Source organism: Virgibacillus halodenitrificans (assembly GCF_001878675.1).
Lineage (GTDB): Bacteria > Bacillota > Bacilli > Bacillales > Amphibacillaceae > Virgibacillus_Q > Virgibacillus_Q halodenitrificans.
In genome coordinates, this window is record NZ_CP017962.1 from 2,144,974 (window position 1) to 2,158,065 (window position 13,092).

At 36.8% G+C, this 13,092-nt stretch carries 13 protein-coding genes and 1 other annotated feature; all 13 genes read right to left on the minus strand.

All coding sequences use genetic code 11. The features are described 5' to 3' along the window. Positions 1 to 72: 72 nt before the first annotated feature. The 13 genes from ileS to ftsA all read right to left on the minus strand — a co-directional run bounded on the left by ileS (position 73) and on the right by ftsA (position 12,992). Complete coding sequence (gene ileS, locus BME96_RS11230; RefSeq protein WP_071649088.1) at positions 73 to 2,829, minus strand: isoleucine--tRNA ligase; 2,757 nt, start codon at positions 2,827 to 2,829, stop codon at positions 73 to 75. Positions 2,830 to 2,890: 61 nt separating this feature from the next. Continuing rightward, positions 2,891 to 3,113: a binding site (T-box leader), on the minus strand. A gap of 65 nt (positions 3,114 to 3,178) precedes the next feature. Next, entirely contained in the window at positions 3,179 to 3,682 is a 504-nt protein-coding gene (locus BME96_RS11235; RefSeq protein WP_019378506.1) for a DivIVA domain-containing protein, read from the minus strand. 79 nt (positions 3,683 to 3,761) lie between these two features. Beyond that, positions 3,762 to 4,538, minus strand: a complete 777-nt coding sequence (locus BME96_RS11240) for a YlmH family RNA-binding protein (protein WP_060680417.1) — start codon at positions 4,536 to 4,538, stop codon at positions 3,762 to 3,764. 11 nt (positions 4,539 to 4,549) lie between these two features. Further along, a complete protein-coding gene (locus BME96_RS11245; RefSeq protein WP_019378508.1) occupies positions 4,550 to 4,816 on the minus strand; it encodes a YggT family protein in 267 nt (88 codons plus the stop codon). Positions 4,817 to 4,823: 7 nt separating this feature from the next. Next, the gene (locus BME96_RS11250; protein ID WP_060680415.1) at positions 4,824 to 5,252 is read right to left on the minus strand and encodes a cell division protein SepF; all 429 of its coding nucleotides are present in this window, start codon (positions 5,250 to 5,252) and stop codon (positions 4,824 to 4,826) included. Next, the gene (locus BME96_RS11255) at positions 5,249 to 5,929 is read right to left on the minus strand and encodes a YggS family pyridoxal phosphate-dependent enzyme (RefSeq protein ID WP_172675285.1); all 681 of its coding nucleotides are present in this window, start codon (positions 5,927 to 5,929) and stop codon (positions 5,249 to 5,251) included. The genes BME96_RS11250 and BME96_RS11255 overlap by 4 nt, the downstream gene beginning before the upstream one ends. Before the next feature lie 35 nt (positions 5,930 to 5,964). Further along, positions 5,965 to 6,771: a peptidoglycan editing factor PgeF gene (gene pgeF / locus BME96_RS11260; RefSeq protein ID WP_071649089.1), complete on the minus strand. Its 807-nt coding sequence runs from the start codon at positions 6,769 to 6,771 to the stop codon at positions 5,965 to 5,967. A 42-nt stretch (positions 6,772 to 6,813) separates the two neighbouring features. After that, positions 6,814 to 7,086, minus strand: a complete 273-nt coding sequence (locus tag BME96_RS11265; protein ID WP_019378512.1) for a YlmC/YmxH family sporulation protein — start codon at positions 7,084 to 7,086, stop codon at positions 6,814 to 6,816. Positions 7,087 to 7,163: 77 nt separating this feature from the next. Beyond that, complete coding sequence (sigG, locus tag BME96_RS11270; protein ID WP_019378513.1) at positions 7,164 to 7,949, minus strand: RNA polymerase sporulation sigma factor SigG; 786 nt, start codon at positions 7,947 to 7,949, stop codon at positions 7,164 to 7,166. Positions 7,950 to 8,072: 123 nt separating this feature from the next. Then, entirely contained in the window at positions 8,073 to 8,792 is a 720-nt protein-coding gene (gene sigE, locus BME96_RS11275) for an RNA polymerase sporulation sigma factor SigE (protein WP_019378514.1), read from the minus strand. 13 nt (positions 8,793 to 8,805) lie between these two features. Then, positions 8,806 to 9,726 carry a sigma-E processing peptidase SpoIIGA gene (spoIIGA, locus tag BME96_RS11280; RefSeq protein WP_019378515.1) on the minus strand — a complete coding sequence of 307 codons (921 nt, stop codon included), beginning with the start codon at positions 9,724 to 9,726 and terminating at the stop codon, positions 8,806 to 8,808. Positions 9,727 to 10,483: 757 nt separating this feature from the next. Beyond that, on the minus strand, positions 10,484 to 11,614 hold the full coding sequence (gene ftsZ, locus BME96_RS11285) for a cell division protein FtsZ (RefSeq protein ID WP_019378516.1): 1,131 nt from the start codon (positions 11,612 to 11,614) through the stop codon (positions 10,484 to 10,486). 97 nt (positions 11,615 to 11,711) lie between these two features. Next, the gene (ftsA, locus tag BME96_RS11290; RefSeq protein ID WP_060680412.1) at positions 11,712 to 12,992 is read right to left on the minus strand and encodes a cell division protein FtsA; all 1,281 of its coding nucleotides are present in this window, start codon (positions 12,990 to 12,992) and stop codon (positions 11,712 to 11,714) included. Between the last annotated feature and the right edge of the window lie 100 nt (positions 12,993 to 13,092).

Sequence of the window (13,092 nt, forward strand, 5' to 3'; positions counted from 1 at the left end):
GCGAATTAGTATAGAGCTTATATTGAAAGCGAAAACTACTCCTCAGCTCTTGGCTAGGGAGTAGTTAGAATTTTAGACAGTATAATGTTCTTTTACTACAGTTGCACAACGGCTGCATAGAGTCGGATGTTCCGCATCATTTCCAACTGTTTCTGATGCTACCCAACAACGCTCGCACTTCTCTCCTGGATGCTTCTCTACAGCAATATCAATATACTTGTACTCTTTTGTTTCATTCGCATTATCTACAATATCAGCATCTGAGACGATGAGATACTGATGCAGATGCTCCATTGATTGTAGCACTTCTTTTGACTTTTTCTCTTTAGGTACCAGAGTTATTTTTGCTTCTAGTGATTTACCAATAACTTTTTCATTTCTTGCTTCTTCTAAGGCTTTAAGAACATCATCACGGATTTCCATAAAATGATCCCATTTCGGTACAATAGTTTCCATATCAGAGATTTTTCTTGGTTCAGGAATATCCGTTAACTGAACACTCTCTTCGTCAACGCCAGGGATATATTCCCAAAGCTCATCTGCAGTATGCGGAATGATAGGTGTAAGTAACTTAACCAAAGTTGTTAACACTTCATAATATCCTGTTTGAATACTGCGACGACGTTTATTGTCTTTTGCCTCAATGTATAATACATCTTTTGCAAAGTCCAAATAGAACGAGCTGAGATCGACAGCGCAGAAATTATGAATCTGATGGAATATTGGTGAGAATTCGTACGTATCATAATTTCCTCGAACATTTTCAACCAGGTTCTGCAAACGATAAAGCATATATTTATCTACTTCCTCAAGATTCTCTTCGGCAATACGATCTGTATTTGGATTAAAATCTGCTAAATTGGCCAATAAGAATCGAAATGTATTACGAATTTTACGATAGGCCTCTGAAATTTGCTTCAGAATGTCGTTGGAAATCCGTACGTCTGCCTGATAGTCAACAGAAGAAACCCATAATCTTAAGATGTCAGAGCCCAATTGTTTTTGAACTTTGGATGGAACCATTACATTGCCAAGTGACTTACTCATCTTTCTTCCATTCCCATCCAATACAAAGCCATGACTGATGATGGTTTTATATGGCGACTTGCCTGTCACCGCAACAGAAGTCGATAAGGATGAATTAAACCAACCGCGGTATTGGTCACTACCCTCTAAATAAATATCTGCTGGGCGCTGTAATTCCTCGCGACCTTCCAATACGCCCTGATGAGAGGAACCAGAATCAAACCACACATCCATAATATCTGTTTCTTTTGTAAAATTACCGTTTGGACTATGCTCGGAAGTATAATCAGCAGGTAGAAGGTCTTTTGCTTCCCATTCAAACCAGATATTAGAACCGTGTTCAGCAAATAGCTCAGAAACATGATTGATCGTTTCATCTGTTATGATTGGCGTGCCGTCCTCACCATAAAACGCAGGAATAGGGACTCCCCATGTGCGTTGTCTTGAGATACACCAATCTTCTCTATCTCGCACCATATTGTAAAGACGCGTTTCTCCCCAATTTGGGTACCAATTTACTTCCTTTATTTCTTCCAAAATATTTTGGCGAAAATCTTTTATTGAGGCAAACCATTGTGCAGTAGCACGAAAGATAGTTGGTTTCTTTGTTCTCCAATCATGTGGATAGGAATGTTTTATGAATGAAAGCTTTAAGAGCGCTCCCACTTCTTCCAGCTTTTCCGTAATTGGCTTGTTGGCTGTATCATAAAATAATCCTTCGAAACCTGGTGCTTCTTCTGTCATTACACCTTTTTCATCAACAGGGCATAATGCATCGATACCGTAACGTTTAGAAACATAAAAATCATCTTCACCATGTCCAGGAGCAGTATGAACACAACCTGTACCTGCTTCTGTGGTGACATGCTCACCAAGCATAATTAGCGAATGACGATCATAAAAAGGATGTCTGGCAACAATTTCCTCTGCCTCCTGACCTTTAAATGTTTGAACCACTTCAGGATTTTCCCAATCAAGCTCGTCAGTAACAGCTTCTAGTAGCGCATGAGCAATAATAAATTTATCTTCATTGACTTTAACAACTACATACTCCAAATCGGGATGTAAACTAATGCCTAAATTAGCAGGAATGGTCCAAGGTGTTGTAGTCCAAATAATGAATTTTTCTCCACCTGAAAGCAGACCTTTTCCATCACGTACTTCAAAAGAAACATAAATGGATGGGGACTTCTTATCATGATATTCAATTTCAGCTTCAGCCAAAGCAGATTCAGAAGATGGAGACCAATATACAGGCTTTAATCCTTTGTAGATATAGCCTTTCTTAGCCATTTCACCAAATACTTTAATTTGAGCTGCTTCATAATCCTTTGTTAACGTAATGTATGGATTATCCCAATCACCACGTACACCTAACTGCTTAAACTGTGTACGTTGGTTATTTAATTGACCCATAGCGTATTCAGCACATAACTTCCTGAATTCCGCTACACTTAGTTCTTTTCTCTTTATCTTTTTGTTTTTAGTCAATGCTGTTTCAATTGGCAGTCCGTGTGTATCCCAACCAGGAACATATGGCGCATGATATCCAGTCATTGATTTATACCGAATGATAAAATCCTTTAAAATTTTATTTAATGCGTGCCCAATGTGGAGATCACCATTAGCGTAAGGAGGTCCATCGTGTAGCACAAATAAAGGACGTCCTTCTGTTTTATTCTGTACTTTTTTATAAATATTCATTTCTTCCCATTGTTCTTGTCTCTTTGGTTCTTTATTAGGAAGATTTCCACGCATTGGAAAATCTGTTTTTGGCATCAATAGAGTCTCTTTATAATCCATCTTATTTCCTCCTTAGTATTTTCTTTATTTACATAACCATAAAAAAAGCCCTCTTCATCCCAGAAGGGACGAGAAGACTCGCGGTACCACCCTTATAAATTCAAAATCAGGCTAATTTTAAATTCACTCGATATTCGTAACGTGAATAACACGTCCACCATTACTATTCCTTCATGATGGAAACTCCAGAGTGATCTTCCAAAAGTATTTCTGTATCAGGCTTCCACCACCCCTGACTCGCTGACCAGTATCCACTTTTATACTCTCTCTTTCATCGTCTTCGTTTTCATTTAATTGATAAATTTCTTTGTCTATTTATTTTATGTATAAATATTAAAATCGTCAAGTTCTACGAGTCATTTTCAACTAAATCAAGTTCCTCGCCCAATTCGGTATCAAACAATTGGTCCCAATCGTCAGTTCCAATCATTTCTAATTGAGCCTCTACAAGCATTTTTAAACGTGTTCGGAAAACCTTCGCCTGCTTCTTTAGTTCCTCAACGTCCATGGAAATACGCCGTGACTTGTTCAATGCCTCATTAATGATCCTGTCTGCATTCTTTTCAGCTTCTTTTACAATTAACTTAGATTCTTTCGTAGCATTTCCTCTTAAGTCTTCAGCAGTTTCTTGGGCAACCAGTATAGATTTATTTAATGTTTCTTCAATATTGGTAAAATGACCCAGCTTTTCATCTAACTGGCTAACTTTTTCTTGTAAGTCTTTTTTCTCCCTTATAACCATCTCATAATCTTTAATGACCTGATCTAAAAATTCGTTTACCTCATCTTCATCATAGCCACGGAAGCTTCTTGTAAATTCCTTATTATGAATATCTAATGGTGTTAATGGCACAGTGGCCACCTCCTTTATTTGAAAAAACTGTTTTTTATTTATTCGACATAAATCGATTAATTCCTGCTTTCCTCATAAATTATTTTAAGAGTGCAACCGTGATCTTTAATTTATCTTTTTTGGTAGAACCATTAATAGATACTACTTTACTTCTTCCCTTTCCACGGATTGAAAGCATATCCCCACTCTGCAGCCGGTACTTGGCGTCTTCTTCAATTTTAAAGTTGACCTTAACTTGTTGCTTACTAATAAATAGAGCAGCATCTTTTCGGGACAAGTTATATATTTCCTTTATAACTGTATCTAATCGTAAAGATGAAACTGTTTTATCTTGTTCTAACCAATTTACTTCCTTTTCCATAACCATCGAAAAAGGTTTTTCCTCAAGGGTTATTTTTGCCTTCTTTATAGCAGTTAAGTTAGCAGTGACATATGAAGTTATTTCATTCGCAGCTATTATTTGCACAAGCCCATCACCAATAAAAATGTCTCCTAACTTTTTCCTTTTAATACCTAGTGATAAAAAAGCTCCCATTACATCACGATGAGTTAAGGTAACGAATTTATTAGCATAGGACGCCTGAAGCAGAGACAGTTGAAATACCTCTCTTTCCTTTCTTTCATAGAAAGGAGCAATAACAGCCCGGCGCCTTTCCGCATTTAGACTCCCACCATCCAGGTAGACATTTATATCATCATTTGTTTCACCAATCAGGGACAACAAAATTTGCTGTTCTCTAGGGTCAAGAAAATCAGTTATCTTATGTTCGAATTTTTGTTCCACATCTTCTTTCCAAGACATGACTTGATCAATAAACGGCTGTTCTTCTTTTCTAAAGTGTTGATACAATTCCATGGTTGGTCACCTTAAAATAAAAACATACGAAAAAATTCAAATAATCCAATTCTTGCTAAGTACAGAACAAATATGGCTACAATAGGTGACAGATCAATCATTCCTAAAGGAGGGATGAATTTTCTAAACTGCTCCAAGTAAGGCTCACAAATTCTTGTTAGGAGACTACCAAATGAGGATTCTCTTGCTCCTGGAAACCATGACATAAAAATATACACAATTATAGCGTAACTATAAATGGTTAATCCGATATTTAATATTCGATATAATTCAAACATAAACTACTTACCATCCCTTTTCAAATTCTTCTTCCGGAAAAGCTTCAGAAATTGACCCGGTTACGTCGACATTATCAGGTGTACATAAAAACGTCTCAGCACCAAGTTTTTGAATATCTCCTTTTACAGCGTACACTGTCCCACTTAGGAAATCAACAATTCGCTTAGCCTGATTACGGTCGACCCGTTGCAGATTTATCACGACTGCCCGCCGATTAACAATATTATCGGCAATTTCCTGAGCCTCATTGTAGTTGCGTGGTTCGCAGAGGACGACTTTTGACGTTGCCTGCTGCATGCTTGTGAGACTAACCACGTTTTTTTTACTTTGTTTGTCAGACTGTTCCTGTGTTGGATCATCAGCTTCTTCAATATAATCATATTCATACTCATCATCCATTGTAAAATAATTTTTTAGTTTATTCTTAATACTCATTTTTCCACCCCGCCAACAAGTTTGGTACCAATACGAATGTGAGTGGCACCTTCTTCAATAGCTATTTGAAAATCATTACTCATTCCCATGGACAAGTAATTGCAAGGTGCGTGACTGTATTGCTTTGTACTAATTTCATCACGTAAGCTTGCTAGCTTCCTGAAAACTTTTCTAAGCTCCTGTTCATTCTCAATATGTGGCGCCATAGTCATAAGACCCACAACATGTACATTAGGGTACTTGGATAGTTCATTAATAAATGAGTGTACCTCGTCAGGCATAATTCCATGTTTCGATTCTTCGCCACTAACATTTACTTGGACAAAACAATCCACTTTATTTAAAGCCCGTTTATTTATCTCCTTTGCTAAAGATAAACGATCTAAAGAGTGAATCATATCTACTTGGGTTATAATATCTTTTACTTTTCTAGATTGAAGCGTTCCAATAAAATGCCACTTTGCTTTATTCTTTAAGTGGCTGTATTTTTCAATAAATCCCTCGAGACGATTTTCTCCAAGATTCGATATTCCTGCTTGAATAGCTTCTTCCGTTCGTTCTATTGTAACATATTTCGTAACGGCAATTAGTGTTATTTCTTCGGAAAGGCGATTACTGTTTTCACAAGCTTGTCTAATCTCTTGTTGTATGTTGTTCAAATTTTCGGTTACATCCATTATTACCATTTCTCCTCCCCACTATAATACCTACATTAAAACAAACCAATAAAACCTAACATTCTTCCTGTTTTCCCACCATCTCGGCGATGAGAAAAAAACAAATTCTTATCTTCGAATGTACAATACTTCGTTACCTCTATATTATTACGAGGTACACCATATTGTAAAAGGATTTCTAAATTTAACTTTTTTAGATCAACTAAAAATTTACCATTATTTAAGTGTTTAGTTACTTTTGATTGATACTTATGGTCAATATTTTCAACAACTTTTATATCAACTTCAAAATTTGTTTGAGAAATGGAGGGGCCAATTGCAATAAGAAGATCTGCTGGATTACTTCCAAGCTCTCGAAATCCCTCTACCATGCTTCCAGCTATCCCTTTTACTGTACCCTTCCATCCAGCATGCGCTATTCCTACTAATTCTTTTTTCGGGTCGAAAAAAAATAATGGTACACAATCCGCAAAAAAAGCAGTACAAAGTACCTCTCTATCATTTGTAATTAAGCCATCCACATCATTTAATGATGTTTCCATTGTTTCAGCACCTTTGCCTCTATCTTTTTTACTAACCATTGCTACTTTAGCTCCGTGAACTTGTTCCCCAGCCACCCAAGTTTGGATAGGAACCGATAATTCATCTGCCAACAATTTTCTGTTTTCTAAAACGGAGCTGGGCTCATCTTTTACATGCAGCCCACAATTAAGTGTAGAATAAGGAGGTGAACTTACCCCTCCATTTTTAGTAGTAAAGCCAGCGCACAGTCTCGAAGTATGTTGTTCCCATTTTTCTAACTTGAGAAAGAGCTCATTATCTAAGACAAATGGTTCATTCATACATACACCTCCCCATTTTTAATTGTACCACATAACAGCATATTAATTACTTACATAGGTATCACCGTATAATTGTGGTTGAAGGGTATCTTTAACTAAGATAACATCAGAACCGATACGAACAATTTGTTGCCAGTGAATAATTAATTCATCTGGCTTACCGAAGAAACCTCCTTTTTTATCTTTAAGCTCCAAAACAATTGCTACGATCTTTCCTGTATTAACATCAATTTCTAAATCCATTAAGTGGCCCATTCTTCTTCCATCATCTACTGAAATAATTTCTTTAATCTGTAAATCCGATAATTTAATCATTACATTCACCACCTTACTAGAATATATGCATATTTTCATAAAAAAAGAAACAGGTTTTCACACCTGTTTCTTCTTTATTATTCAAACATTTGCTTATTCATTTGTTTAATAGCACCTTTTTCTAACCTGGAAACCTGAGCCTGTGATATTCCTATTTCTTCCGCAACCTCCATTTGTGTTTTCCCTTGAAAGAAACGTTTATTTACAATTAGTTTTTCCCGATCATTCAACCGCTGCATTCCTTCCTTCAAAGAAAGGTTATCTAACCATTTAGAATCTTTATCTTTATCATCGCTGATTTGATCCATTACAAATATCGGATCACCACCGTCATTGTAAATTGGTTCAAATAAAGATACGGGATCCTGTATAGCATCCAATGCAAAGACAATATCTGCATGAGGAATCCCCATTTCTTCTGCTATTTCCATTGGTGTTGGTTCCTTTGATGTTTTATTTATTAGTTTTTCTCTTACTTGAAGTGCCTTATAAGCGATATCTCGCAATGAACGTGATACACGTATAGGATTGTTATCCCTTAAATATCTTCTTATCTCACCAATAATCATTGGAACAGCATATGTGGAAAACCTTACATTATGTGATAAGTCAAAGTTATCAATTGACTTCATCAGACCGATACAGCCAACTTGAAATAAATCGTCAACATATTCGCCTCGATTGTTAAACCGCTGAATTACACTTAAAACCAATCGTAAATTTCCATTCACCAGTTCTTCGCGGGCTGATAAATCTCCATCCCCTTCTTGCAGTTTTTTGAATAATATTTTCATTTCTTCATTTTTAAGTACAGGTAACTTTGATGTATCAACACCACATATTTCAACCTTATGTCTTGTCATATAGTCAACCCTCCCAGATGCTGATGCTGTTCATGGACAGTATCTCCTCATGGGAGGGTTTTTATGCAATGACAAATTATGAATACAGGTGACTAAGCTGCCTTAAACTACACAGGATAAAGGCTAGACCATTTTATTAAATTCTTTTTTCAGTCGTCTTATTATTTTCTTCTCTAAACGTGAAATATAGGATTGAGAAATTCCAAGCATATCCGCAACATCTTTTTGCGTTTTTGCTTCTTCACCAACCAAACCAAAACGCAACTCCATTATTTGCTTTTCGCGAGCTTTTAGTTGGGATAAGGCGTCTTTTAATAAACTTTTGTCGACATTGTTTTCTAGATTTTTAGTAATAATATCTTCTTCTGTCCCTAAAACATCTGATAACAATAGTTCGTTTCCATCCCAATCGATATTCAATGGTTCGTCAAAAGATATTTCTGATTTAAGTTTATTATTGCGGCGCAGATACATTAGTATTTCGTTCTCGATACATCTTGATGCATATGTTGCTAGTTTAATTTTCTTCTCAGGGTTGAATGTATTAACTGCCTTAATTAACCCTATTGTCCCAATACTAATTAAGTCTTCAATATTAATTCCTGTGTTTTCAAATTTCCGAGCAATATATACGACTAACCGAAGATTTCTCTCAATTAAAATTGCTCTTGCTGATTTATCCCCTTTTGGTAACAATATTAGTAATTCCTGTTCTTCTTGCTTGGAAAGAGGTGGAGGTAAAGCTTCACTACCACCTATATAATAAATTTCTTCAGATTTAATTCCTAGCTTAATTAATAATTTGTACCACCACAACCGTAAACGTAGTTTTATAGTTTTCAATATACATCTCTCCTTAAGCAGTACTAATTGTTGCCAGTTTAATAATTTGTGGCTGCAGCAGGCAATGATAACTTTGGTCTTTTACCAGTTCAGCAAATTGGATACCAACTAAGATATTTGAAGTAATAATATGCTGATCTTCATAATGTACTGTAAGCTTATCCGGTTTTAATGCGAGTAGAAAATTACTCTTACCTTCAACTCCTTGATATGGAACAAACTGGATCACATTCGTCCAAGCTGCAGGCAACTTATCTAGATTAAAATTTTCGTGTACTTCTTTTAATAAATTCCATTCTTGTTCAGTAAACCATTGTTTCAAAAATGGTTCATCACAAATAATGACAGGTTTTTTCGTTAAAGGATCAACCAGTTGGTTTCCGCTATCAATATATCCACTTGTAGAAAATGCTTTTTCTCTAATTTGTATCGTTACAGGGCATAATTGATCATATCTGATTTTTTCAATTACATGCTTGTCCATACGCCTTTTTGTAAATAACCATATAACTGGGAACCCAATTACCACAAACAACCAGCTAATAGGATCTCCATATCCACTATTAAATGTAAGAATTCCATTTGCAGAAACTCCTATTGGATTTTTAAATAAAAAATGAATACCTAATAGACCACCTCCAATTGTAAATGTTATGAAGTAGAATAATGAAACTAACTTTGCCAACCTATTAAGACTCCCTATTCCAAAAGTACAAATAATTATTAAGAAAGAATAAATTAATTTACCTGGCACACTAATGATAAAAGAATCTGGAAAATAGAGAGAGATAGGAACAAGTAGTGAAGCAACAAAAGCTCCGAAAAAGATTCTGATTTTTCTTGTGCTGTGCCGGGCTAATAATTGAGTTAACATTAATAACATCATGTCCAGAAAGAAGTTTAATGTCCAGACAGCATCAAGATAAATAGTCACACAGTTCTTCCTTTCCTATAAAAACACATAAAAAATTGGTGGGAGGTTGTTTATAATGAAAGTATATCGGAGATAGCGAGCAAAGTCTGTCGCTTTTTGAATGGACATTGGGGCTAATTTCCACAGGTTATTGTTAAGTTTGTCGGTCTTTGAACTTCGATCTATTTTTAGGTTCCAGGTTTAGAATAAATATATTATGATGACTGGAAGAAACTGAAAAATAGTTGTGAGAAACTATCATAGAATGTTTAAAAACACCTTAAGATACTTTACAGATGCAAGGTCCTATTGCAGATGGCCGGTAAAAACTTTTAGTGTCTTTCATAGTAGGAGGGAAATGCGAAGTAGAGCGGGGACTATCAGCAGTAAAGCGAGATAATCCACCGGAGAATGAGTTAATCAGCTGCAGAACGAAGCAATCCGCCGGAGAGAAAACTAATCGGCAGTAGAGCGAAGCAATCCGCCGGAGAGAAAATTAATCAGCAGTAGAGCGAAGCAATCCACCGGAGAGAAAATTAATCAGCAGTAGAGCGAAGCAATCCACCGGAGAGAAAATTAATCAGCAGTAGAGCGAAGCAATCCACCGGAGAGAAAATTAATCGGCCGTGGTCATTTACAAACAATCAAGTTACGTCGCAGTATATATATTTTCCGAATTATTGAATAATCCTAATATACATTGGAAGCAGAAACAAAAAAGACTGGCGAGATAGTCTCGACAGTCTAAGAATAGGAAATAGTTATTATTTGTTATAATTTAACGACGACGGTTACGATTGCGTAAGAACGTTGGAATGTCCAGCGTATCTTCTTCTTGCTTCGGTCGAGGTTGTACTGACTCTCGTTGAACCTCGTCATTAGCTCTTGTAGCCGCATGTTGGTTATGGTTAATTACTGGTCGATGCTGCTTAGGCTGTTGTTCTACTTTCTTAGCATTCTCATCAAAACCAGTGGCAATGACCGTAACTACTATTTCGTCTTTTAAATTTTCATTAATAACTGATCCAAATATAACATTTACTTCATTATCCGCTGCAGAAGTAACAAGATCAGCTGCTTCTTGAACTTCGTATAAGCTAAGATTGGTTCCTCCGGTAATATTCATCAAAATACCATGCGCACCATCTATAGACGTCTCCAACAACGGAGATGAAATTGCCTTTTTAGCAGCTTCAGTCGCTCTGGTTTCACCGGTTGCGACACCAATTCCCATTAATGCAGACCCTTTATCGAACATAATTGTTTTCACATCCGCAAAGTCCACATTAATCAGACCTGGTTTTGCAATTAAGTCGGAAATCCCTTGAACACCTTGACGGAGAACATTATCAGCTTCACGGAATGCCTCCAGCATTGGTGTATTCTTATCTACAATTTCAAGCAATCTATCATTCGGAATAACAATTAACGTATCAACACTATTTTTAAGAGCTTCTATTCCAGAAATAGCCTGTGTTGAACGTCGTCTTCCCTCAAATGAGAATGGTCTTGTCACAACACCTACAGTTAGAGCACCAAGCTCCTTTGCAATTTGTGCGATAACAGGAGCAGCCCCTGTCCCAGTGCCGCCACCCATTCCTGCAGTAACAAAAATCATGTCAGCTCCTTGAAGAACTTCCTCCAATTGCTCCTTGCTTTCTTCTGCGGCTTTTTTTCCAACTTCAGGGTTGGCCCCAGCGCCGAGTCCGCGGGTCAGTTTTCCACCGATTTGTATTTTCAACTCTGCTCTGGAAAGATTTAATGCTTGGGCATCTGTATTTACTGCAATAAATTCTACGCCTTCCACACCATGTTCAATCATGCGGTTAACTGCATTATTACCGCCGCCACCTACGCCGATAACTTTAATCGTTGCTAATTCCTCCATATTTGTATCAAACTCTAACATGTCACGTTCCTCCTAAATATGCAAATTACAAGCGTTTCAGAAACTAATTTATAAGAGGATTTCTCCCTCATCTAACTCTATAAGTATAAACATTTATTTAGTCAAAGAAATACTTAAACAAATTAGCTACTTTCGAGTCTTTCTTTTTCGTTTCCGTTGAATCATTTGTTTTTTGAGGTTTTTTCACTCGTTTTGTATGTTGCTCTTGCGGTGCTACAGCAACAGCCGGGAATAACTCTTTCCCTTGTATTTTCGCATTACGATAAGCAAATTGCAAGATTCCAACTCCTGCAGTGAATTGTGGTTCTCGCACTCCAATGTAATCGGGTATTGCAATGCGCACATTTGAACGGTATAAATCTTGGGCTAGTTCTAATACACCTGACATGGCCATTGTTCCACCTGTGAGTACATATCCGCCAGGCAATTCATAATAGCCCATTTTTCTTATCTCTTTTTCTGCATACGCATAAATTTCTTCAAGTCTGGCTTCTATCATATCAGCCATTTGAAGTTGATTATACGTCTGCTTCGTGTTACTACCGATAATAGAAACTTCAAATGTCTCATCTTCTTGAGCTTCATCATAGAAAGCATGTCCATGATTCATTTTAACATCTTCTGCCTCTTCTGTTGATGTCCTAAGTCCAATTGATAAGTCCTTGGTAATGTTGTCGCCACCAAGACTGGTTACACTAGTTGATTGTAGGTGATCGTTTTCGAACACAGAAACGGTAGTACACCCTCCCCCTACATCGATCAAGGCAACTCCCAATTCCTTTTCATCCTTTGAAAGAGCTACTGAACCGGAAGCTAAGGGCTGTAAGCAAATGTCTGCTACATCTAGTCCTGCTCGCTCAACACATTTCAAAATGTTATGAAGTACGGTTTTAGAGCAGGTAATAATTGTACCTTCCATCTCTAACCGTACACCGATCATTCCTCTTGGATCAGTAATTTCATCTAGCCCATCTACAATGAATTGTTTAGGTATTACATCAATAATCTCCCGCTCAGGCGGTATTGAAATAACCTGAGCTCCATCAATAACTCTGGCGATATCTTCATTAGTTATTTCACGATTTTCACTTTGTACAGCAACTACTCCATGGCAATTCTGAAGTTGGATATGGTTACCATTTATCCCTACTACTACGCGTTCAATGTGCATACCTACCATGCGTTCAGCCTGTTCTACTGCGTTTTTAATCGATTGCACGGTTTGGTCAATATCCACAATTGCACCTTTTTTCATTCCATTGGATTTTGCTGTCCCCACACCGATAATATTTAATGAGTCATTTAATACTTCACCAATAATTACTTTTATCTTTGTAGTTCCGATATCTAAACTCACTAGTACTTCACTATTATTCAAAAAAAGGCACCCCCCTGGTTCATAAGCATCTGGGTTTTTCAGATGTTATTTTAATATAAATTTCTACTCATATTTTTATATTTTATAGGAAACTCGCAGA

Bases quoted from the DNA above. Each gene is read 5' to 3' on its own strand.
- ileS (WP_071649088.1), bottom strand. From the start codon at position 2,829: ATGGATTATAAAGAGACTCTATTGATGCCAAAAACAGATTTTCCAATG.
- BME96_RS11240 (WP_060680417.1), bottom strand. From the start codon at position 4,538: ATGGAATTGTATCAACACTTTAGAAAAGAAGAACAGCCGTTTATTGAT.
- BME96_RS11245 (WP_019378508.1), bottom strand. From the start codon at position 4,816: ATGTTTGAATTATATCGAATATTAAATATCGGATTAACCATTTATAGT.
- BME96_RS11250 (WP_060680415.1), bottom strand. From the start codon at position 5,252: ATGAGTATTAAGAATAAACTAAAAAATTATTTTACAATGGATGATGAG.
- BME96_RS11255 (WP_172675285.1), bottom strand. From the start codon at position 5,929: ATGGATGTAACCGAAAATTTGAACAACATACAACAAGAGATTAGACAA.
- pgeF (WP_071649089.1), bottom strand. From the start codon at position 6,771: ATGAATGAACCATTTGTCTTAGATAATGAGCTCTTTCTCAAGTTAGAA.
- BME96_RS11265 (WP_019378512.1), bottom strand. From the start codon at position 7,086: ATGATTAAATTATCGGATTTACAGATTAAAGAAATTATTTCAGTAGAT.
- sigG (WP_019378513.1), bottom strand. From the start codon at position 7,949: ATGACAAGACATAAGGTTGAAATATGTGGTGTTGATACATCAAAGTTA.
- ftsZ (WP_019378516.1), bottom strand. From the start codon at position 11,614: ATGTTAGAGTTTGATACAAATATGGAGGAATTAGCAACGATTAAAGTT.